Source organism: Tatumella sp. JGM118 (assembly GCF_018257515.1).
GTDB classification, from domain to species: Bacteria; Pseudomonadota; Gammaproteobacteria; order Enterobacterales; family Enterobacteriaceae; genus Tatumella; species Tatumella terrea.
The window spans coordinates 52816-76482 of sequence record NZ_JAERJR010000009.1 but is presented as its reverse complement, the minus strand read 5'-3'; the positions used below and the strand labels follow the sequence as shown (position 1 = coordinate 76482).

The 23667-nt window shown below is 51.6% G+C and carries 19 protein-coding genes; 11 read left to right on the top strand and 8 right to left on the bottom strand.

Annotation, left to right across the window (positions count from 1 at the left end; genetic code table 11):
• Positions 1-7: 7 nt before the first annotated feature.
• The 8 genes from JK223_RS10425 to JK223_RS10390 all read left to right on the top strand — a co-directional run bounded on the left by JK223_RS10425 (position 8) and on the right by JK223_RS10390 (position 10197).
• The gene (locus JK223_RS10425; RefSeq protein WP_212714126.1) at positions 8-1117 is read left to right on the top strand and encodes an S-(hydroxymethyl)glutathione dehydrogenase/class III alcohol dehydrogenase; all 1110 of its coding nucleotides are present in this window, start codon (positions 8-10) and stop codon (positions 1115-1117) included.
• Positions 1118-1708: 591 nt separating this feature from the next.
• Positions 1709-3106 (top strand): uracil-xanthine permease family protein, encoded by a 1398-nt coding sequence (locus JK223_RS10420; protein WP_212714125.1) that lies wholly within the window; start codon positions 1709-1711, stop codon positions 3104-3106.
• Between the two features lie 603 nt (positions 3107-3709).
• Positions 3710-4120: a DUF2946 domain-containing protein gene (locus JK223_RS10415; RefSeq protein ID WP_212714124.1), complete on the top strand. Its 411-nt coding sequence runs from the start codon at positions 3710-3712 to the stop codon at positions 4118-4120.
• 250 nt (positions 4121-4370) lie between these two features.
• Positions 4371-4745: a copper homeostasis periplasmic binding protein CopC gene (gene copC, locus JK223_RS10410; protein WP_212714123.1), complete on the top strand. Its 375-nt coding sequence runs from the start codon at positions 4371-4373 to the stop codon at positions 4743-4745.
• 421 nt (positions 4746-5166) lie between these two features.
• Positions 5167-5826: a fimbrial protein gene (locus tag JK223_RS10405; RefSeq protein WP_371813107.1), complete on the top strand. Its 660-nt coding sequence runs from the start codon at positions 5167-5169 to the stop codon at positions 5824-5826.
• A 32-nt stretch (positions 5827-5858) separates the two neighbouring features.
• A complete protein-coding gene (locus JK223_RS10400) occupies positions 5859-6542 on the top strand; it encodes a molecular chaperone (protein ID WP_249213572.1) in 684 nt (227 codons plus the stop codon).
• Between the two features lie 23 nt (positions 6543-6565).
• Positions 6566-9124 (top strand): fimbria/pilus outer membrane usher protein, encoded by a 2559-nt coding sequence (locus JK223_RS10395; protein ID WP_212714121.1) that lies wholly within the window; start codon positions 6566-6568, stop codon positions 9122-9124.
• 11 nt (positions 9125-9135) lie between these two features.
• Positions 9136-10197: a fimbrial protein gene (locus tag JK223_RS10390; RefSeq protein WP_212714120.1), complete on the top strand. Its 1062-nt coding sequence runs from the start codon at positions 9136-9138 to the stop codon at positions 10195-10197.
• A 134-nt stretch (positions 10198-10331) separates the two neighbouring features.
• On the opposite strand, the gene JK223_RS10385 is transcribed toward JK223_RS10390, so the two are convergent.
• Entirely contained in the window at positions 10332-11039 is a 708-nt protein-coding gene (locus tag JK223_RS10385; protein ID WP_212714119.1) for a hypothetical protein, read from the bottom strand.
• A gap of 141 nt (positions 11040-11180) precedes the next feature.
• Positions 11181-11879, bottom strand: a complete 699-nt coding sequence (locus JK223_RS10380; protein WP_212714118.1) for an EAL domain-containing protein — start codon at positions 11877-11879, stop codon at positions 11181-11183.
• A 427-nt stretch (positions 11880-12306) separates the two neighbouring features.
• Here JK223_RS10380 and JK223_RS10375 point away from each other — a divergent pair, with 427 nt between their 5' ends.
• The gene (locus JK223_RS10375) at positions 12307-13839 is read left to right on the top strand and encodes an oligopeptide:H+ symporter (protein WP_212714117.1); all 1533 of its coding nucleotides are present in this window, start codon (positions 12307-12309) and stop codon (positions 13837-13839) included.
• Between the two features lie 35 nt (positions 13840-13874).
• On the opposite strand, the gene JK223_RS10370 is transcribed toward JK223_RS10375, so the two are convergent.
• The 3 genes from JK223_RS10370 to JK223_RS10360 all read right to left on the bottom strand — a co-directional run bounded on the left by JK223_RS10370 (position 13875) and on the right by JK223_RS10360 (position 16603).
• Positions 13875-15080: an MFS transporter gene (locus tag JK223_RS10370; RefSeq protein ID WP_212714116.1), complete on the bottom strand. Its 1206-nt coding sequence runs from the start codon at positions 15078-15080 to the stop codon at positions 13875-13877.
• A gap of 114 nt (positions 15081-15194) precedes the next feature.
• Complete coding sequence (locus tag JK223_RS10365; RefSeq protein WP_212714115.1) at positions 15195-16091, bottom strand: LysR family transcriptional regulator; 897 nt, start codon at positions 16089-16091, stop codon at positions 15195-15197.
• A 38-nt stretch (positions 16092-16129) separates the two neighbouring features.
• Complete coding sequence (locus JK223_RS10360) at positions 16130-16603, bottom strand: OsmC family protein (protein ID WP_212714114.1); 474 nt, start codon at positions 16601-16603, stop codon at positions 16130-16132.
• Between the two features lie 441 nt (positions 16604-17044).
• Between JK223_RS10360 and JK223_RS10355 the strand changes: the two genes are divergently transcribed.
• Together JK223_RS10355 and JK223_RS10350 are read left to right on the top strand one after the other, a co-directional pair.
• The gene (locus JK223_RS10355; protein ID WP_212714113.1) at positions 17045-17917 is read left to right on the top strand and encodes a nucleoside-specific channel-forming protein Tsx; all 873 of its coding nucleotides are present in this window, start codon (positions 17045-17047) and stop codon (positions 17915-17917) included.
• Positions 17918-18141: 224 nt separating this feature from the next.
• Entirely contained in the window at positions 18142-19551 is a 1410-nt protein-coding gene (locus tag JK223_RS10350; RefSeq protein WP_212714112.1) for an MFS transporter, read from the top strand.
• Between the two features lie 79 nt (positions 19552-19630).
• Here JK223_RS10350 and JK223_RS10345 read toward each other — a convergent pair whose 3' ends face one another.
• The 3 genes from JK223_RS10345 to JK223_RS10335 are packed head-to-tail and all read right to left on the bottom strand — an operon-like array spanning position 19631 to position 23490.
• Positions 19631-20953, bottom strand: a complete 1323-nt coding sequence (locus JK223_RS10345; protein WP_212714111.1) for a cytochrome c — start codon at positions 20951-20953, stop codon at positions 19631-19633.
• A gap of 12 nt (positions 20954-20965) precedes the next feature.
• Complete coding sequence (locus JK223_RS10340; protein WP_212714110.1) at positions 20966-22750, bottom strand: GMC family oxidoreductase; 1785 nt, start codon at positions 22748-22750, stop codon at positions 20966-20968.
• Positions 22751-22752: 2 nt separating this feature from the next.
• Positions 22753-23490, bottom strand: coding sequence for a gluconate 2-dehydrogenase subunit 3 family protein (locus JK223_RS10335; RefSeq protein WP_212714109.1), 738 nt, complete (start codon positions 23488-23490; stop codon positions 22753-22755).
• Positions 23491-23667 lie beyond the last annotated feature (177 nt).

Sequence of the window (23667 nt, the reverse complement as noted above, 5' to 3'; positions counted from 1 at the left end):
TAATGTTATGAAATCACGTGCTGCCGTCGCCTTTGGCCCGGGCAAACCCCTGGAAATTGTAGAAATCGATGTCGCTCCCCCCAAAAAAGGTGAAGTGCTGATTAAAATTACCCATAGCGGTGTCTGCCATACCGATGCATTTACCCTGTCCGGTAATGACCCTGAAGGGCTGTTCCCTGTGGTACTGGGCCATGAAGGGGCGGGTGTGGTCGTCGAACTGGGAGAAGGTGTGACCAGTGTCGAGGTGGGTGACCATGTGATCCCACTGTACACGGCGGAATGCGGGGAGTGTGACTTCTGTAAGTCCGGCAAAACTAACCTGTGCGTCGCTGTCCGTGAAACACAGGGGAAAGGCGTCATGCCGGACGGCACATCCCGTTTTTCCTATCAGGGACAGCCTCTCTACCACTATATGGGCTGCTCAACCTTCAGTGAATACACGGTAGTATCAGAAGTCTCACTGGCAAAAATTAACCCGGAAGCGAACCCTGAACAGGTCTGTCTGTTAGGCTGCGGTGTGACTACCGGTATCGGTGCCGTTCATAACACAGCAAAAGTTCAGCCTGGCGATTCTGTCGCCGTTTTCGGACTGGGAGGTATTGGTCTTGCAGTGGTTCAGGGGGCCCGTCAGGCAAAAGCCGGCCGCATCTTTGCCATTGATACCAACCCGGAAAAATTCGAACTGGCTAAACAGTTTGGTGCGACGGATTTCCTGAACCCGAACGACTACGATAAACCTATCCAGCAGGTCATCGTTGAACTGACCAAATGGGGTGTTGATCACACCTTTGAATGTATCGGTAATGTCAATGTGATGCGCGCTGCGCTGGAAAGTGCGCACCGTGGCTGGGGTCAGTCGGTCATTATCGGGGTTGCCGGAGCCGGTCAGGAAATTTCTACCCGTCCGTTCCAGCTGGTGACCGGTCGCGTCTGGAAAGGCTCAGCGTTCGGTGGCGTGAAAGGCCGCTCTCAGTTACCGGGTATGGTAGAAGACGCGATGAAAGGTGATATTGAACTGGCACCGTTTGTCACTCATACCATGGGGCTGAACAAGATTAATGAAGCCTTTGACCTGATGCACGAAGGCAAATCTATCCGTACGGTTATTCATTACTAATCCCTCTGCCCCCTCGTCCGGAGGGGGTGTTTTTTCGTCAGTGTCGTGCTTTCTCCGGGCACTTTCCCCCGGGCCGCCCTGTCAACAGAGTCTCCCCCGCAGTCTGAGCACGATACTCCCCTGCCTGACTCACCCGCCACTGCCAGCCAGACCGCCAAGTGCATAGCATAACGCTCTGAAGGATTTCCCTTCGATACTGCCGCAAGGGTTTTCCTGCCGCTGACCGTCACAGATTTTCCTCTGGCAAATTTACATTCAGCAGAAGCAATATTTCTGTACTGCGGTCAGTCATCGGCCTGATCGCTTTCTCCTGTCCGTCAGAACGGCGATTTCCGTTTCCCCTCATGCACTGCGGCGTAAAGTTACCACGGTGGTTGCACAAAAAAGGGTCATCCGGCGGAGGATCCTGAGACAATCGTTCCAGAGTCCCGTGGGCATCCTGTTACCTTCCGGTTCAGCCTCTGCGGGTTAATTCCCTTTAATTTCTATATGTTAAAAGGGATCCCCTGAGCGGAGAGGCTCACTCCCCCGTGATATGGCCTGAATATTGCTTGAGAAATAAAACTTTTGTTTCTTCCCGGAGTGCACCCGATGAATGATAAGCATGATACCGAGCTGTTGTATGGCCTGAATGAGAAGATCCCGGCAGTGCCTGCACTGTTTGCTGCCATCCAGCATATGCTGGCCAGCATTGTGGGTGTCATTACTCCGCCATTGATCATCGGGTCCACACTCGGGCTGAATTCATACCTGCCCTGGCTTATCAGTATGTCGCTCTTCGCCTCAGGCCTGGGCACCCTGGTGCAGGCAGGTCGCTTTTTCTCGATAGGTGCCGGTATGATCTGCCTGCAGGGCACCAGCTTTGCCTTTCTGGGGGTCATTATCTCTGGCGGATTAATGCTCAAGGGCCAGGGGGCCAGCCCTGAACAGATGTTAGCGATGATCTTTGGCTGCAATCTGGCGGCAGCGATCATCCCGCTGATTGTCAGCCGGTTTATTCATACGTTTTCACGTTTACTGACCCCGCTGGTCACCGGCAGTGTCATTGTCCTGATCGGTATCAGTCTGATTAACGTCAGTATCAGTGACTGGGGCGGCGGTTTCGGTGCGGCCGACTTTGGTGCCCCCGCAAACCTGGGGCTCGGTGCCCTGACGGTGCTGGTGATTGTACTGATGAATTGCAGCCGCTTCCCCTGGCTGCGGCTTTCCGGCATTGTTACCGGTATTGTGGCCGGCAGTCTGGTAGCCTGGCTTACCGGCACTTTTCACCCGCAATTCAGCACTCCGGGATCACTGATGACCCTGCCGATCCCTTTCCGGTTCGGTCTGGACTTTACACCGTCTCTGTTTATCCCGGTGGCTCTGGTCTCGCTTATCTCTATTATCGAGGCCGTCGGGGATCTGACGGCGAACTGTATGTTGTCAAAACAACCGGTTGAAGGTCCGGAATTCGAAAAACGTATTCAAGGCGGCATCCTGGGGGATGGCGTGAGCTGTCTGCTGGCGGCGACATTTTCATCGTTTCCGAACACCACCTTTGCCCAGAACAACGGTGTCATCCAGATGACCCAGGTCGCCAGTCGCTATGCCGGTTTCTGGATTGGCGGTATTTTTGTGCTGCTGGGGCTCTTTCCTATGTTCAGCCATGTACTGGAGCAGTTACCCAAACCTGTCCTCGGCGGTGCCACACTGGTCATGTTCGGCAATGTCGTTGCTGCCGGGATCCGGATCATGACCCGTGAACCGATTGATAGCCGGGGCATGTTAATTATTGCCATTGCTTTTGGCGTCGGGCTGGGGATTGAATCGCAACCGGAAGTGCTGAAGGCCTTCCCTGCGATGATACGCAATATGTTCCAGAGTGCGGTTACCAGCGGAGGTATGCTGGCGATCCTGCTTAACCTGATCCTGCCCCGCCGGACCCGCCCCGTCGCTGCGCCTGCGCCGACGGACGAAAGCGCGGCTTATTCAGGAGAATCCCATATCTGATTCGTTTTGCCAGCAGAAAATAGCCGGGGACCGCTGCGGATAAATCCACCGCGCCTCTGTTTTTCCGAAGGCGGCAGCGATACCCCGCGCGGACGGTGAGTCATTGAAAGTGAGGTGATCAGCGAGGTTCCGGCGGCTGCCTGAGTAAGCGAGTTATCTGCTGCCACCATTTTGCAGGACAGAGCACATTGATTGCCCGTTATCCTCAGCGGCAGGAAGGGTAAAGAGTCGGCCAGCCCTGGACCCTGTTTTCTGTCACAACCGGGATGATGGAGGCCGCGGCACGCCAAAGCCGCTGGCTCTGTGTCTGACGATACCTGAAATATAATGTACGACGCCCGTCAGACGGTTTATCTGCAACGTTTACGCCAGAGGGCAGGGAACTCCGGGAAAGCGTCACGGACCAGACCAGACAGTGCGTCCCCCGCTACCGGGACATCAGGTTATCGGGAGGATCTCAGCCGGAGGCAGGACAGGGATGCCCCTAATGACTTTTCGTGCAATGCAAGTGCTAAAATAATGTAAATTAAAAGGAATAATAATTAACATGCCTGCGGAAAAGTTATTACAATAGCGCGAATGGTCAATGATGGATGACTTCTTTTGGCATTTATTATCCGCTTCTCACAGGCTAAATCTCCTGCAGTGATTGCCTTACTGGCAATACTGATGATGTTTATTGCGCCCGATCTGTCCCGTCATCTGCAGTCTCAGCCAGCTCATCTGCCGCCCGCCCTCGCCAGCGGAAATATGCACACGATGCCGGACGGAGATATCACTTCCGCTACGGCAGCCACGGTAACGCCTCATACACAGGGCGACGGAATGGAGACCGCCGTTTGTGGGTATTGCGCTCTGCTTGTGCACATGCCACTGCTGTTAGTCGTTCAGCTCAGTCTCTGCGGGTTAGCCTTGTTACGACCACCGGCCAGAGTGCGCCGGACGTTACCGATGCCTGCCGGTCTTTTTTTTGCCGGTGAACTGCAGCCACGGGCGCCTCCTTCTTGTCAGTAGCAGGCTGATACGCCATCCCCCGAAAAATCTCCGGGGCCGGTCACCGTTAAGGCCCGGTTCCGGCGTCGGGGGAAGTGTTTTCCTGCCGGAACCCCCTTCACAGCCAGATGCCCTGCGCTTGTTCAGGGACTACCGGCAGACCAGGGATTTTCCCTGCAAAAGCAGCATACGGGTTCCGGAGTCACCCCTTTGATGTCGCTCCCGTCATCAGGCTCCGGAACACGCTGACATTATTACAAGGAAATTAACCATGTCTTTTTCAGTAAAAACGTTGACCGTCGCAGCAACCCTGCTTGTCTCTGCGTTGACCAGCACGGGCGTACTGGCCCATGCGCACCTGACTTCCGCCGAACCGGCACCACAGAGCCAGATCACCGTCGCACCTGCACAGTTAACCCTGCATTTTTCGGAAGATCTGGAGCCGTCCTTCAGTGGCGCCACTTTGACACATCAGGGCGATAAAACGGTCAGTACCGGTAAGGCTTCACTCAGCAGCCAGGGGAAAAATACGCTGGTGCTCCCGCTTGATACGCCGCTGTCCGCGGGAAAATATCAGGTAGCCTGGCATGCACTGTCTGTCGATGGTCACAGAACTACCGGGTCTTATACCTTTACCCTGAAGTGATTTTACAGCCCCCGTTACCGGGGGCTGTTTCAGGTGAATTTACGTCCCCACGCCTTATGCCCGTGAAGCATTTCTCTCCCTTTTCCCTTCTCTGATAAAAATTTTCACCGCAATCTGATTTTTTTTTCCAGATCTCACTGTCGCCCCTCGTTTTATTTCATCTTTTCCCCCCGAAGCGGGAGGGAAATGATCTCCGGACGGATGCCGGCAGAGGAAAAGCAATAACATTCAGTATTTCAGCAAGATATTTGCCTGCAGTGCTATGCCCTGCAAGTTGTAAAAATATTTAGCAACATATGTTAAAAACTTAACGTTCATCCACAGTTAAAAGTAAACGCATCTTTAACTATCAAAGAACATTTATCCATTACCTCCATCTATCAATGAAGAACATCTGAAGTGATATATTTTTTTCACGGAGATGCTCCCTGATGTGTTTGCCCTCAAGGCTGGTTATCAGAATGGCAGAGCCTTTATCGGTTCTCTGAGGAACTCCGCCTTACATTTCATAATTATTTTTAATCAGTCATGGGGTAGTAAAATGAAAAAAGTTCTGTTACCAATTGCAGCTCTGACCTTAACTCTGGCATCAGTTCAGACATTTGCTGCGGATGGAACCGTTTCCTTTACCGGAAACATCACGCAGTCAGGTTGTTCTGTGACTAACGCCACAAACAAAACGATTACCGTTGCCATGGGGAACTACTCAAGTTCAGCGCTTTCCACGGCTAACCAGGAAGCAGGTCCACGTCCTTTTGAAATCGACCTGACCAAGTGTGCGACCGGTTCAATCAAAGTCCGTTTTGATGGTACCGCCGTCTCTGGCTTCCCTACCTTACTGAAACTGACTCCGACCGGTACCACTACCGATCCATCGTCTTCTGTAGGTATTAAAATTACAGATTTAGCAAGCGGCGCAGCTTATACTATCGGTGATACCAGTAGCGCAGTCCCATTCCAGGCAACTGACTCTACCGGCGCATTAAATATTAAACTGGCGGCCAGATACCATGCATTCGCCACCGCAACGCCAAGCGGTGCAGCTAACGCGACCACTGACTTCTCTATTGAATATCAGTAATCGCCAAGACTCTGGTGGCAAAACAGGAAGTAATGATGAAGAAATTTATCTTTTTTGCACTGATCCAGCTGTTTTCAGTCTCATCGTTTGCAGCAATACAACTGGAAGCTACCAGAGTCATTTATAATTCAGACAGCAGTTCTGCTTCGCTCTCTTTGAAAAACGAGAGCGACCAGAATTACATGTTGCAAAGCTGGCTGGAAAATGAAGATCGTAGCAGTACCGCAACGATTCCGATGCAGGTGATCCCACCCATCATGCGTATCGATGCGGGTAAAGAAGCGACACTCCGCTTTATTTATGCCGGTCATGGATTACCGGCAGACCGCGAGTCATTATTCTGGATTAATCTTCAGGAAATTCCTCCCGCGGCAAAAGAAGCAAATACCTTGCAAATTGCAGTCCACAGTCGTTTAAAACTTTTTTATCGCCCACAGGGGCTGAATACGACGCTGGATAAGGAAGTCCTGAAACTGGTGTGGAAACAAACCGGGAATAAATTAGTGGTGACCAATAAAGGTCCGATGTATATCTCATTGAACCGCCTGCACCTGAAAAAGGGTAGCGCTCAGGATATTTATCTGGATATGGTATCGCCATTTTCTGACAGAACGTTCACTCTTCCGGCAAATACTCAGATCGGATCTACCGTCTCATTCAGTTACGTCAATGATTTTGGTGGTACCTCTGAAGTGAATGACTTTCCGGTAAAATAAATAGACTTCGGAAACGGCTTACCATGAAAAAAAAGACAAATTACACTCTGACGCTTGTCGTTGCATTACCGGGTCTGCTGGCAGTGTCAGGCGCAAGCGCTGAAGAGTTTAATATGCAATTTGTTCATGGTGCGGCCAACCTCAATTCTGCACGCGAGGTATCGGTCGGTGACAGTATTCAGCCTGGCACCTATCCGTTTGATATTTACCTTAATTCACAGAAAGTCGATAGCCTGCCGGTGACCTTTATTCGTTCACCGGACGGTGTCCGTCCCTGTTTCAGTACTGAGCAACTATACGGCTATGGCATTATTCTGCCGGCCCCCCTGGCGGGTCAGCAATGCGTCGACCTCAGGAAATATATCCCCGACGGTAAGGTTGACCCGGATATTACCCAACAGCGTATCGATCTGACCGTCCCGCAAACCCATCTGAAAACCGTGCCGTTAGGAACCATCCCGACCCGTATCTGGGATCAGGGGGTGAATGCCGGTTTTATTAATTACACAGCGAACTATGATAAAAATAATTATCATGGAAACTACTCCTCTGAAGACAGTGAGTACAGTTTCTTGTCGCTGAATAACGGAATTAACCTGGGACGCTGGCGTTTACGTCAGAACGGTAACTATACCCACGATAATGTCAGCGGTTCCCACTGGAATAATATCTCCAGCTGGGCAGAGACCGATATTATCGCCATGCGTAGCCGGTTGCTGATAGGGCAGTCCTCCACCAGCAACAGTGTTTTTGATAGCATCCAGTTTCGCGGCGTAAAACTCAGTAGTGTTGATGACATGCTTCCGGACAGTATGCGTAACTACGCGCCTGTCGTCCGTGGGGTGGCCTCCTCCAATGCGCGGGTGACTATCCGTCAGAACGGTTATCTGGTCTACAGTACAACGGTGCCGCCAGGCCCGTTTGCAATCCATGATCTCTACCCGAATACCAGCGGTACGTTGTATGTCACCGTGACGGAAGCCGACGGGACACAGAAAAACTTTACCGTGGCCTATTCGTCTGTCACCAATATGTTGCGTGACGGACTGTGGAATTATGAAGTCACCGCCGGTCGCTATCACGATGGCATCAGTGGATATCAGCCGCAATTTATTCAGGGCACCGTGGCCCGCGGGATCAGCCATAACCTGACCCCTTACGGTGGCGTCATCGTCGCTGATAACTATCAGTCGGCCGTGATGGGCATGGGAACCGGCCTCGGAAACCTGGGGGCCGTCTCCCTGGATGGCAGTTATGCCAAAACCAATCTGGCCTCTGGTGATACTAAACAAGGTCAAAGCTATCGTATTCTGTATGCTAAATCACTGGATAGCATGGGGACCGATTTCAGGCTGGCCGGTTACCGGTATTCGACCTCCGGATATTATGATTTCAGTGATGCCGTGCAGGAACGACGCGACTGGAGAGACGGACAGTACGAAAGCGACTATATCGACCCGAATGATACGGCTATCGGTACCCCCGGCTGGGCTCAGACTAATAACGCTACCTATTACTCGAACATCTATGCCAACAAACGTGAGCGCATGGAACTGTCGATTAACCAGAACCTTAAAGGTTATGGCAGTGTCTACGTCAACGCTAACCAGCAACGTTACTGGGGCACCAGCGAGAAAACCCGCACCGTGCAATTGGGGTACTCAAACTCCTGGAAGGGTGTCAGCTATGGTGTCTACTGGCAATCGACCCGATCCCAGTACGGTTATTCGGACAACAGCGTCAACATGACGCTTTCTATCCCGCTGGTCTGGAACAACCATAACAACGTGATTGTCTCTACCACTCAGCTGGCCCATGATCAGAAATCGGGTGACAGTTATAACACCGGCGTTTCCGGAACCTTGCTGGATGATAACCGTCTGAGCTACGGCGTCAGCACCGGACATACCGAATCCGGCGGACAAAACAGCGGCGCTAACATGGGTTATCAGGGCAGTATGGGTAATCTTAACGGTAGCTATAGCTACAGTAACAATTATACCCAGACTTCATTGGGTGCCAGTGGCGGGGTTGTGGTTCACTCCGGCGGCGTCACGCTGTCGCAGCCGCTGGGAGATACCTTTGCTATTGTCAAAGCGAAAAACGCTGAAGGCGTCGGCATTCTGAATGCGCCGGGCGTTAAAATTGACCGTTTTGGTTACGCCATTATCAATAACGTGACACCGTACAGATACAATACTATCGCACTGAATACCGAAGATATGCGCCCGGGACTGGATATCCCGCAATCGATCATCCAGACCGTCCCGACGCAGAAAGCCATTGTACGGGTTAACTTTAATACCTTCTATGGCCACAGCCTGTTGATCCACTCTTCCCTGCCGGATCACAGCTATCCGCAGATTGGTGCCGGAGTCTTTAACGCTCAGGGACGCAATAGTGGTACGGTGGGTACGAATGGTGATCTCTTTGTTTCCGGTGTTGCCTCCGGAGAGAAACTGACCGTCAAATGGGGTGAAGGCCCGACAGATAAATGTTCATTACTCATTCCCGATAATCTGGCTAAACAGACCAAAACGATCGGATATCAGGAAATTACACTGACCTGCCAACGCCCCTGAGGAGCCAGGCAATGACATTGCACACCCTAAAAAAACTATTGGGCTCTCTGCTGGTGCTCTGCGCGATCTTCGTCAGCCAGCAAAGCTACGCGCTTTCCTGCCGTCAGGGCAGTAATGCCGGAACGCCTTCACCGACCGGCTCTATTTCACAAAACTTTCCCATTGGTTCGGTCTCGTTCGCTAAATCCGACTTCACCGCTGGCAGAGTACTGTGGCGTTCCTCCACCTATACCGCCACTTTTACCTGCTGGGATATGCAAAGCCATCCCCAGGGGGAGGATGCCTGGCTCTACTGGAACCCTCAGGGCGACCTGAGTAAAGTAAACTCATCCCTGAGTGTCGGGGTGACAATTAACGGTAAAGATTATGATTCGATCAATACCGCGGTCGCCTCCAAAGCACTGGATGTCGGGCGGGGAACGGTGGCTGATTCTCAGTATTACAGTCGTTACGGGCAAGCCAGACCGCTGACCATCAGTTTTACCTTCTCTATTTATCTGAAAGCGACCGGGGTTGCCCCGCCGACCAGCTTTACTGATATCGGTACGGCCAGAGTTTTCCAGGTGGATGGTGAGTTAGGCATTAACAGCACCCCCAACAGTAACTATGTCGCCAACCTGACCAACTTCAATAATATCAATGTAATACAGTGTACTCCGACCGTCACCATTTCGCCGTCGAATATTAATTTTGGTAGCGTAATGCGTGAAACCTCTGCGGTCGGAAAAATAGCCAAAACCATACCCTTTACGGTTACCGCGAATGTCGCTGGCGGTGGCTGTGTCGGTCAGCAGCTGGTGGCCAGTTTCAGCAGTAATGATGTGAGTACCAGTGATTCCACACTGCTTATCCCGTCCACCAAACCCGGCATCGGCATTTATCTGACGACTCAGAGTAATACCAGTACACCGATTGTCTTTGGTCAGGTGAATCCCTTTACCACCACCGCCATTACCAGCAGCTCTACGACAACCATCCCGGTGGGTTACAACGCATATCTGAAATGGCTTACCAATACGCCAACGGTAGGCACCTTCAGTACCACTGCCACCGTCAATATTACGTTCAAATAAGCCTTTCCGCGGCCCCGTAACGGGGCCGTTCGCAGCCTGTCATCTGAGACAGGAACCACGCGGAATATCGTGAATCAGCAGGGTGTAAGAGTACCGAAGAAAACGCCGGCCACAGGAAGGAAGTCAGGGCAGTGTTATCGCTTACGCTTGAAGTTAACTTCAAACGCATACGCAATTTTCTGGAAGTTACGCTGATTTATCAGTGACAGATTGGTAAACCTGACCGACATACGTTGCTGATATCCCGGATATTCCGGCAGTTCTTCTTCCAGTTCGTTGAGCGCGATGATCTCTATATTGGCTTTAAATTCACCGTATTCACCCAGTGACAATAATGCTTTCTTAAATACCGACCCGACTTTGATTTTTTGTGACAACGGATTCGGGGTATAGACGCCTAATCCGCCCACCGAAAAGTCATAGATGATGAACGGTTGGGGGGCACTGAATCCTGATAACGGCAACGTCAGGGTAAAATTCTTCCAGAGTGGCAGTGGCACCCGCAGATTAATGCGCCGTTGAAAATAATTAAACTCATCACCGAGGTCACCGGTCAGTATCGTCCCCGCGGCGGTCTGTTCCTCACGCACGGCATTCAGGGTAAAAATAATTTTTGCTTCACGCCCTTCTGCACTGAGCTCAAGTGTTGCGGGTAACGTAAAGTCAGCCTGCGGCAGGCTCAGATAAACACGGCTGGATTCAACACGTAACAATTCGAAATCGTGTCCCTCTTCCGAACTGAGGCTCAAACGATGTTTTTCTTTCAGCAGAGTACGCAGGATAGCGACCAGTTCAAAACGATCATTTCTGAGCGTCCGCAGATCAGTATTAACACCAGCCATAGCAGATAAGCCTTCTTACTTAAGAGAACCTGTAAAATAACATATAAAAATAGGGAAATGTTCACAAGGCTTGCTCTCTTTATGGCATAGCAGACAGGGCTCCACCGCCTGTGGCGCCACAGACGTCATAACGCTGCGGTATCAGGCGGCACAGCACAACTCTTCAATGGTCAGCTCCTTCCAGAGCTTCCCTTGTAACGCATAATAAGGCATTTCAGACAGCCATTTTTCATGCTGATCGGTTTCGATACCTTCGACGACAACATTACAATTATTTAATGAAAAGAAGTTCAGTAACGCTCCCATCAACTGGCTTCCGCCAGGCTTACTCATAAAGTTCCAGAACAAAAATCGGTCTATTTTGATATAGCGAAATTGATTATCGAAAAAAGCTGAGAATCCGGAAAGCCCGGAACCAAAATCATCCAGCCAGAATGTCCGCTGCTTATGGAATACCGGAGTATGGTTTGGCTCAGGCACCAGACTGTCTGAAGACTCATTGACTTCAAAATGGATGAAACCGGCAAAGGAGTGACCTTCTGACAGGTAATGTGCATTCACAAAGTCCAGTGACTTATCATCGATATTCACCGTCACAATCACATTGTGGCGGATAAACCAGTCACGGTAAGACTCAATTAAAGCAATCTGTGCTTTAAGTATGTCAATGCTCATCGCAGGTGTGACGTTCTGGAAAAAAAATTCCGGAGAGATTGCTGTCCCCTGGTGGTTGGCGGTGATCCTCGATAAACATTCAACCGCTAACAACTCTCCGGTTTTACCAAACATCGGCTGGAAAACAAAATTGATTGAAAAATTAGCAAGCTGTAAAGGGGACATAACACACCTGAGATGAAAATGGTTAGCGGTCAGAATCTCCAGCACGGCATGCCAGGCATAGATGAAAGACTCAACTCTTTGTTTACTCAGGAAAGTATAACGCTGAATTGGCCGGGTCCTCGCCCTTTATTCGAGGAATAAACTATCAAAAACATCATTCGGATAGGTAAAAACAATTAAATTTTTTCATCTTCTTCAGACAGAAACTTTCGCCCCCGACGTCCGGTATCGTCACGCCTGGCCCTGACGCCCTGCATAAAAAAACGAAGGAAAAATCAGCGGAATTTTATTCTGGTTATTTACCAATAGCCGTCGCTGGCAAGGGCTTTTTGAACATCAGACCGGATTTAATGCATAAATAATCAGATTTAACAGTTGTTAGTTTTACAGAAAGATGGCATTTTTTTACAATCCTGACAAAACTCCAATGCATCGCGACGACGGTGCCGGTCAGAGATTTACACAACATCCGCATAATAAGGGGAAAGCGTTGAACGCTTCAGTCAAAACCACACCGGAGAAAATCAGTGGCTCAGCCATTCTGTTTTTCATCCAGACCTTTTCCACACTCGGCTTTGCCGTGCTTTATTCCACACTGGTACTGTACGCCACCAAAAAACTGGGCTTCAGCGAAGATTCAGCGAATGCCATCATGGGCGTATTTGGCGCGTTTAACTATGGGCTCCACCTGTTTGGCGGATACCTGGGCGGGCGCTATCTGAGTAACCGTAACCTGTTTGTGCTCGGGATGGTGTTGCAGGTTATCGGTTGTTACCTGATTGCCAGCGCCGGAGTCACCGGGCTCTATTGGGGACTCGCCATGTTCCTGACCGGAAGCGGGCTGAATGTTACCTGCCTCAATATGATGCTGACTCAGCGTTTCGCACCGGAAGATGACCGCCGTGAAAGCGCTTTCCTGTGGAATTATGCCGGGATGAACCTGGGCTTTTTTATCGGGTTTACTGTCGCGGGCTATTACCAGCTTAGCGAAAATTATAAAGCTCTGTTTATGTTTGCTTCTCTGGGCAACATCATCGCTATCATCGCAGCGTTCATGTTCTGGGGTCACCTGAAAGATAAAAACACGCCGCTGACTCAGGTCAGCCCCTCGACCTACCGTCAGCGTCTGGTGGCCGGGATTGCAATCCTGCTTGTGTTGCTACCGATCATTCGTGTGATGCTGACCTATGCCGCCATCAGTAGCTATTTTGTTATCGCTATCGGTAGCCTGATCTTTATCCTGCTGTGCCTGATGACACTGAAACACCCGGTGGCAGATGAACGTTCACGTATGGGTGCCTACCTGATCCTGATGCTGGGTTCTCTGGTCTTCTGGTCACTCTATCAGCTGGCACCTATGGGTCTGATGCTGTTCTCCGAACATAATATCGACCTGAATGTGTATGGCTGGCAGGTTGCCCCGCAGTGGATCCAGAATATTAATACCATCGTCATTGTGATCGGTGGTCCGTTAATGGCGATGTACTTTAACCACCTGCGTAAAAAAGGTTACCGGATTGATATTCCGATGCAGTTCGCCTCTTCACTGGTGTTTATCGGTCTCGGCATGCTGGTCTTACCGGTAGGGATCTCACTGGCGGGCAGTAATGGTCTGATGGCCTTCAAATGGATAGTCATCAGTTATATTCTGCAGAGTATCGGTGAACTGCTGATCTCGCCGATTGGCTATGCCATGATCGGGAAACTGGCGCCGAAACAGCATCAGGGATTGATGATGGGTAGCTGGATGATGGTGACCGGAGTGGCCTCGGTACTGGCAGACTATTTCTCTGGCATGATGCCGGATAACAGTAACACAACGCCTGTCGCCACCAACCCGGGCTACAGCCATATCTTTAATCTGCTGGGCTGGGGTTCGGTGATTACCGCTGTCGTGATCGCCGTGCTTATCCCGTTATTGCGCCGCATGATCACCCCGCAGGTCCGTGCTGAGGCCTGAGTGTTTCCGGCCCCGGCGTCCGCCGGGGTCTTCTTTTATGCCATTTTCCTGTACCAGACCCGGTTGATCCCTGCGGCTGACAGCATGATTATCGCCGTGCCAAGGAAAACTGCCGGCATCCCGGCCTGACCAGCCACCACTCCGCCAAACAGCGGTCCGCAAACCTGCCCGATATATTGTGCCGAGGTGGAATACCCGAGTAAGTGACCGGTGTGTCCGGCCGGTGCATGATGCCGGATAATCGCCGTGATACAGGGTAACATCCCGCCTAACGCCAGCCCCATCAGGAAACGTAATACCAGCAACTGCCAGACCGCGGTTACAAAGGCCTGCGGGATCAGTAAAACACCACAGACCAGTAAACCGACGCACAGCACACGCCAGTGGCCTGTCCGGTCAGCCAGTGCGCCGATACGCGGAGCGGAGATAATGCTGCCTAAGGCTGTGGATGCCATGATAACGCCGGTAAACAACGTCGCCTGCGTCAGATCAGACATCAGGCTGGCAACATACAGGGTAATAATCGGTTCCACAGACATCGTGGCGAAAATCAGTAACATCGCAGAGACCCACATCACCTTCACCGCGACAGGGGCCGGTTGTCGTACCGCAGACGACGACGGGGAATGTCTGGCCGGCTGGCGTTCCTCTTTAAGAAAGAACAGCGTGCCCAGAAAAGCCAGAAAAATAATCCCCCCGGTCAGCAGGAAGGTTTCGCGGATCCCGATAAGACCGGGAAGCACGCCTCCGGCCAGCGGACCGACAATATTGCCGGCCATGATCCCGCCGGACAGGATACCGATGGCATACCCTGTTTTCTTTTTCGGGGTTTGTGCTGCCACCAGAATCATTGAACCGGAAGCATAACCCCCCAGTAAGCCGGCCAGTAAGCGTAAAGCGACCAGCTGCCACGGCGCTGTTGCCATCCCCATCAGTGACATGGCAATAGCCATCCCCAGACTGGCCCTGATCAGCATCAGTTTACGGCCATAGGTATCTGCCAGCCGTCCCCATAACGGTGCCGTCAGGGCCGCCGTCAGAAAGGTTGCCCCGTAGGCCACGGCAGACCAGTGGGCAATACTGCTCGTGCCTTTAACACCTAAGGACTGCAGATAAAGGGGAAGAAAAGGCAGCAGCAGACTCATGGCAATCAATGTGCTGAATGACCCCAGGGTACAAACCCAGAGATTACGTTGCCAGTGGGGGTTTTCTTCTGAAATATTCCCGGAGTTGTCTGCCATTTCAATCACCTGCTTTGCTAAGAGAAAAAGAAAGCGTAATGCCTGGCCGCGGGAAAACATAGCAGCCGGAAGATATTTACCGGCTGCTCCCTGATTATTACGCAGGTGTAATAATCAGGCGTCTCTGAGTTTTTCTGTCAGTAAATCACATAACCGTGTAACCGGCGAAGAGAGCGTATCCTGCATCTTACGCAGCAGATAGCTGCGATAGCCGGGTAGCTGCCAGTCAGGTAATACCGGACGTAAGGTGCCCTCTGCCAGGGCCTGATGGACCATATAGGAAGGCAGACAGGCAATGCCCGCCCCGGCGCAGGCCGCGGTAAGTAAGGCCATGCTGTTATTGGCACGAAACCGGCTGACCGCATTCACTTCTATGCGTTTTTTTTCTTTCCGGAAACTGAGGGCCGCCTGATGGGCCGGTCCGTGGAAGGTGAGTAGCTGGTGACGACCAAGCTGTTCCGGTGACGTCAGCCCGGGGTGCCTGTCCAGATAACTCTCCGCGGCATACAGTCCCCAATGGATCACCGAGAGCGGCTGCGATATCCCCTGATCCGGGGGCCGCTGACGAACCACGATCGCCACATCAATATCATCATGCATCATGTCCGGTTCTCTGTCGCTCAGATCAAGATCGACACGCACATGAATATTTTGCTGCATAAAGGGTTGCAGTAGCGGGACGATGCATTGACACCCGTAAGTGACCGGAGCCACCAGCCTGACCTGCCCCGCCGGCTGACTGTGCATGCGGTGAATAAAATCGTCCGCCGCTGACACCTGCCGGCTAAGGCTTTCACAATAGCGGTAATAAAGCAGGCCGCATTCGGTGACGGTTACCTTGCGGGTGGTGCGGTGTAATAATTTCATCGCCAGGCGGTTTTCCAGTGCGGCGATTTCACGGCTGACGGTAGCGGTGGATACGCCCAGTAACCCTGCGGCCAGACTGAAACTTTGTTGTTCCACCACCCGGGCAAAAATATACATCGCCTGCAGGTTTTCACCCTGTTGCATTCGTTATCCTGTTACCGGTCGTCCGGAGCTATAAGAAATTATCCGCCGCTGGTCACAAATTCCGGCCGGCATTCCACCGGGAAATTAACCGAATTTGCGATAAAACAGGCATCATGCGCGTTGTGATGGAGGGCCGTGGCCCGATCCCTGTCATGATCATTCTGCAGGCGGATACGCGGCTTAAGTATGATGCCGGTAAAATAGCCTTTCACCCCTTCCACCATCGTCCCTTCGGCCTCATCCTGATACTCTTCCACCACGATACCGGCATCTGCACATAAATGCAGATACCATAATTTATGGCAGGCAGAGACCGATGCCAGCAGGAGCTGTTCAGGATTCCAGCGGGTATTGTCGCCCCGGAAAGCGGGGTCTGCACTCAGTGCAATCGGCTGTCGCCCTTCAGCCTGCAACTCCCCTTCACGCCCATAGGCCTGATAAGACGATGTTCCTTCGCCACGGTTTCCCGTCCAGCGAACTGTCACACGATAATGATGCTGTCTTGCGGCCATAATCTTCCCCGTAGGTTTTATTTCCGGCGACAACCTCTGATCGACGCTGCCAGGAGTAAATCATCATACTTTGTTATGTATTTTTCCGGGTAGTCATTTCTCCGTGTTCACTTTTAAGGCATTCCCGGGAGGCTTTCCCGCCGCTCCGTCTCCGGCTCCCGCCCGCGGCAAATAGCGTTTTCTGGCAAACTATTCCCGCAGGCCACCTCATCAGACTTAAGAAAAATGATACTAATGTGATCTGGATCACATTAGTTTTGCTAAAAAATGAAACAGATTATAACAATTGTGAGGATTCTCCCTTTCCTGTCGTATGATATCCGGCATGATCATTCCGGATACCCAACGGTTTATCTGTCTTATGCATCTGGTTTGACTCCATTTTCTTTGCGTCTGTCTTCAGATGCGCTCTTTCAGTTTTCAGCAAATGGTGGCTATAAAATGAAATATAAAATAATGATGGCAGCAACACTTCTGGCAGGCTCTGTGGCGGGCCATACCTATGCGGCAGACTCCTCCCCGGAGTATGTCTCTGACTGGTGGCATCAGAGTGTGAATGTCGTTGGCAGTTATCACACCCGTTTCGGACCTCAGTTAAATAATGATCTCTACCTGGAATATGAAGCCTTTGCTCATAAAGACTGGTTTGATTTTTATGGGTACCTCGATTTACCGAAATTCTTCGGGACCGGCAACGGGAATGACAACGGGATCTGGGACAGACACAAAGGTTCACCCATGTTTATGGAAATTGAACCCCGCTTCTCGATTGATAAGCTGACCGGCACTGACCTGGGCTTTGGTCCTTTTAAAGAATGGTATTTTGCCAATAACTATATTTACGATATGGGCCCGAATAATGCTAACCGCCAGAACACCTGGTATATGGGGCTGGGGACCGATATTGATACCGGCACAAAACTGGCATTATCCATGAACGTTTACGCTAAATATCAATGGCAGAACTACGGTGCCGCCAATGAAAATAGCTGGGACGGTTACCGTTTTAAAATTAAATATATGTTACCACTGACCACCCTGTGGGGCGGTAACCTCGCCTATATTGGTTTTACTAACGTAGACTGGGATTCTGATCTGGGTGAGAAAGCTGGCCCTGTGCGTACCGGTAACTCTATCGCCTCCAGCCATATCCTGTCTCTGTCCTATGATCACTGGCATTACTCTCTGGTCGCCCGTTACTTCCATAACGGCGGACAGTGGGCCGATGGATCAACCCTTAACTTTGGTCAGGGTGATTTTTCTACCCGAAATACCGGATGGGGCTACTATGCGGTGGTCGGATATAGTTTCTGATTAATTCCGCTCTCCGTTATTATTATTAACGGTATTGTTCCGCGGGAAAATATTTCGCGGAACATCCCCCCGCTATTATTACGGTTAATGACTAAAAATTTACCCTCGTCTTTTTTATTTCCTTCGACTATTCTGCATTCTCGTTCACTGCTTATCTTACCTTTCCAATAAAAATTGTGGATCAGCAGAATTGCAAATACAGTAAGCCCGGGGTTAAGTTATTTATGTCATCGTCTTGTATTACAGCAGAGATATCTGCTACTCCCAATCGAAATAATACGACAATCGCCGGACGCATTGATGCATTACCGGCAAGTAAAAGCCTCTGGTGTTTTATTTCTCTGTTAGCCCTCGGCGGATTTTTTGAACTCTACGATCTCTTTGAAACAGGATATATTAGTTCAGGTTTACTGGCAGCTAAGATATTTCATACGGGGAATAAAGGTGTTTTTGGCATTTCTGATCAGGCAGCTTTCGCTTCGGTCACCTTCCTCGGTTTATTTTTCGGTGCCAGTTTACTGGCCAAATATGCAGACAGATTTGGCCGCCGGCTGACCTTTATGTGTGCACTTGCCTGGTACGGGGTGTTTTCTCTGCTGATGGCCTTTCAGAACAGTGCAGAAGGCATCATTCTTTGCCGTTTTCTGGTCGGGGTGGGTCTGGGGGTCGAACTGGTCACGATTGATACCTATCTCTCGGAATGGATGCCGGCACATTTACGCAGCCGGGCTTTTGCTTTCTCTTTCTTTATCCAGTTTCTTTCTGTCCCTGTCGTGGCCATCATGTCCTGGTGGCTTATTCCGCAAACTCTTCTGACACTGGAAGGCTGGCGGTGGGTCATCATTGCCGGGGCCGTCTGTTCGCTGATTATCTGGAGCATCCGGCGTAACCTGCCGGAATCGGCCCGCTGGCTGGCACAGCAGGGACGCTATCAGGAGGCTCATCAGGTACTCAGTGACATGGAAAAACGTTGCGGAATGACTCCGGTCACCGACTTCCGGGTGGACACTTCCGGCGTAAAAGCCCCGGTTCAGGGGAAATTCCGCGAGATCTGGGCCCCGCAATGGCGTAAAAGGACCCTGATGCTGGTGGTGATGAACTTCTTCCAGTCGATTGGCTTCTTCGGTTTCGGCAACTGGCTACCGGCCCTGCTTTCCGGCAAAGGCACTACGCTGACCCATAGCCTGCTTTACTCTTTCTTTATTACTCTGGCTTACCCGCTGGGGTCGTTGCTGTGCAGTCGCTATGCCGACAAAATAGAAAATAAGTGGCAGATCGTTATCTCTTCACTGATGACGGTTGTCTTCGGCACACTGTTTGCGCTGGTAACTCAGCCGGTACTGCTGATCCTTTGCGGATTTATGATCACCTATTCCAATGCCTGGCTGACTTTCAGCTACCACTCTTACCAGACCGAGATTTTCCCTACCCATATCCGCGCACGTGCGGTCGGATTCTGCTACTCCTTCAGCCGCTTATCGACCGTTTTCAGTAGTGTCATGATAGGTTCTATTCTGGCCTACGCCGGCAGCCAGGGCGTCATCCTCTTTATTATCCTCAGCATGCTGATGGTAATGCTCTCTGTGGGTCTGTTCGGACCGAAAACCCGCGGGCTGGACCTGGAAAATATCTGACAGGGATGGCATAACATTCCCCATAAAAAACGGGCGGCATCGCTGCCACCCGTTTTTTCCTCACTCTCTTACCGCGAAGTTACTGTTGTTTTTCCAGGTCTTTGATCGTCGCCCCGCCCTGATGGCCGCGGACAAACTCCGAGTTCCTGATATCCGCCACCTGGCTTGCCGTCACGCCGGAAGAGGCATTATTTCCCCAGCTGCTACGGATAAAGTTAACCACATCCGCGACTTTCTGATCATTCAGACGCCAGCCGAACGCTGGCATAGTGATGGCCGAAGGGGCACCCTGTACACCCGGCAGCGTATCTCCGGTAAGAATGATATGAATAAGCGATGTCGGATCCTTCGCTAATACCACCGGGTTCCCTTTCAGGGCCGGGTAGAAACGCTGATAGCCGGTCCCGTCTGTTTTATGGCAGGCGGCACAGCTGTCCACATAGGAAGCGGCCCCGGTCATGGAGTCATCGCCCTTCAGGAGCGCCCGGGAGACCGAATCATCCGCAGTGAATGCCGGCTGCTTAGGATCCTGCGGGCTGAGAGACTTCAGATAACGGGCTATCGCCTGAATATCGTCATTACTCATATATTGCAGACTGTGCTGTACCACGTCGGTCATCCCGCCGAAGGCCGCGGTATGATCATTGCGGCCATAACGCAGGAACTGAGCAATATCGTCGGTACTCCAGCGGCCCAGGCCTTCACGGTTATCTCCGCGTAAATCACTGGCATCCCAGCCATCAATCGGGGAACTACTGCCCGACAGGAAGAGATTACCGTCACTGTTATTCAGCGCTTTTTCCTGCATGGTGATGGCCCGTGGGGTATGGCAGGCACCACAGTGCCCCAGTCCTTCCACCAGATAACGCCCGCGGGCTAGCTCCGGGTCTTCACCCGCTGCTGCGACGGCAGGTTTGACGTCAGGTGCAAACATATGCCGCCAGATGGCCAGTGGCCAGCGCATAGAGAGTGGCCAGGGGATATCACTCGCCTTGTCCGGTTCACTCACCGGCTGGACACCCTGCATAAAATAGGCGTACAGAGCATGCATATCATCATCGCTCACCACCGCATAGGACGGGTAAGGCATCGCGGGATAGAGCGTTTCACCGTTTTTCGCAATCCCCTGACGCACAGCTTTCTGGAAATCATCATAGGTGTAGTTACCGATACCGTACGTCTTATCCGGCGTAATATTGCTGGAATAAATCGTGCCGATCGGTGTCTTCATCGGCAAACCGCCGGCAAAAGGCTGACCGCCTTCGCTCGTATGGCATGCCGTACAGTCCCCGGCCCGTGCCAGATACTCACCGCGTTTCACCAGGTCCTGTCCGCTTTCCCCGGCAGCCATGGCAGAAAAGGCCAGCGAACTCAGCACCAGCGCTAATAGTCTTTTTTTCATCGTCTGTGCCTCTTATGCCTGTACCAACGGACCCGGATTTTTCAGATAGACTTCGCGGATCGCTTTCGCCGACCAGTAAGTCAGTGCAGCAACCATTCCTGTCGGGTTATAACCCAGCCCCTGAGGAAAGGCTGACGCGCCCGGGACAAAGACATTCGGCACATCCCAGCTCTGCAGATAACGGTTAATGGCGCTGGTTTTCGGGTCTTCACCCATAATCGCTCCACCATTCATATGGGTCGTCTGATACACCGTGGTATCAAAATGCGTACCTGGCGTTTTCGGGCCACCCATGATCAGTTTAGGGTTCATGGCGCTGGCGATGTTGTGCATTTTAGCAACCATAAACTGTGACATTTTGATGTCATTCTCCTGCCAGTCGAACGTCATGCGCAGCAAAGGTTGTCCGTAGGCATCTTTATAATTCGGATCAAGATCCAGATAGTTCACCCGGTACGACTGGTGCGCGCCATGAGCATCCATCGAAACGTGATGCGTGTAAGTATCCGCAACCGCCGCTTTCCATTCGCTGCCCCAGGCCGGCGTTCCCGTCGGGGTCGGTAACCCGGAAATCGGCTTAGTGCCCGCCTGGTTTACCCATAGCGGGGAACCACCGACAAAACCATAAGGCGCATGGTCAAAGTTATCTGCATTAAAATCATCTACCGCCACACCCGCACCGCCCGCGCCGATAAACGGGTTAGTGGTGGTGTTTTTATCAAACAGCGCTTTCAGCGTAGAAATATTCTGATAGGCAAAGTTACGACCCACGACCCCTTCATTAGTGATCGGGTTATACGGCTTGCCGATCCCTGACAGGAGCATCAGGTGAACGTTATGGAACTGGAACGCTGACAGGATCACCAGATCCGCCGGCTGGATTTGTTCACGGCCGCTGGCATCCAGATAAGTCACCCCGGTCGCTTTTTTCTTATCGTCGGTCAGATTGACGCGTAAGACATAAGAGTCATTACGTAACTCAAACTTAGGTTCCTGACGCAGGGCCGGTAGAATGTTGACGTTAGGCGAGGCTTTTGAATACATATAACAGGCGTAGCCACTGCAATAACCGCAGAAGTTACATGGGCCCATCTGCGCGCCATAGGTGTTGGTATACGGGCCTGAGGTATTGGCCGACGGCATATCATAAGGATGATACCCCACCGACTCGGCGGCGGCCGCAAACAGCTGGGCGGAATAGGTCCGTTTCTGTGCTTTCAGCGGGAAGTCATCTGAACGATCCGGGGCAAACGGGTTTCCCCCTTTTCCTTTCCCCACCACCTGGCCTTTGATGGTCCAGGCGTTACCCGAAGTACCGAACACTTTCTCGGCTTTATCGAAAAACGGTTCCAGTTCATCGTAGCTGACACCGAAATCCTGAATCGTCATCCCGTCCGGAATAAAGTTTTTACCGTAACGCTCTTCATAATGGCTGCGCAGACGTAATTCCGCCGGATCGACACGGAAATGAACCCCCGACCAGTGCAGCCCTGCGCCTCCGGTACCGGTTCCAGGCAGGAACGCATTTAACTGACGGTAAGGCAAGGCGGTCTGCGAGGCGTTATGCCGGACGGTAACGGTGCTCTTCGAGAGATCCTGGAACAGTTTCTTACGCACATTATACGTCAGTTCATCGATGGACTGCGGATACGCACCGTCCGGATAGGTATCTCGCTGCGGGCCACGTTCCAGCGCGACCACATTCAGTCCGGCTTCGGTCAGTTCTTTCGCCATAATCGCCCCGGCCCAGCCGAAACCGACAATAACGACATCTGTTTTTTTCATTTCGTTCGCCATGATTACGCTCTTTCTCCACGAATTGATACCGGCGGGAAGGGATAATGTTCTCCGCGTTCTACCCAGTCCATAAAATCAGCACGGGCGCCCGGGAAACCAATCAGTTTCCAGCCCGTCATTCCCTGATTACCGCCATGGATAGGGTCACTGAAGAATCCTTCACGGGTGTTTTGTAACAGGTAGGAGAAAAAGAGCTTACTTGGCAGGTGGCTGAATTCTGCCTGCCCGCTTTCAAAGGCTTTCAGCAGGCTGATCTGCTGGTCTGCCGGTAAGTCGGCAAAGACTTTCTGGTGCTGTTGCTGACTGTAGGCGTCCGCATCCGCCAGACCCAGACGATAGATCTGGCGCGGTACCAGCGGTAACTGATACCCCAGTTCTTTCGGCGCGTCCGGCGCAAACGGTCCCTGCATATACCAGTTAGCCCCGGTGGCATACGGGGTATTCATCTGACGGTCGATGTATTCCGGGACGCCGGCTTCCAGGGCGCCCGGGCCACGATCATCCGCCGGAATCAGGTGAGCGACCGCCGCTTTGATAAATGCATATTCTTCCGCGGTAAACCAGCCGGGTTGATAGTCGCGGGGAGAGTGCTGCCCGTTTGCGGCACTCTCAGCCGCCTGCGCGGCAGGACTTAATGCAAGTGAACCAATGGCTGTGCTTCCCACTGCCATCGCCGGCGCAAGAGTAATTGTTCTTAACAAAAAATCCCTGCGTGATTGACCATTCTTATGTTCTGACATGACATTGCCTCAGTACCGCATATAATGCAGCATGAAATGTTAAAATTTTAGTGATGTTTTGAAATTATCAATAACGGTTACTAATTAGTGTTACCGGTAACAAGTTTAGACATTCTACACTCGTTATTCATAAGCTCCAGTAGATAAAAACATTAATTTTCTATTTTTTTAACATAA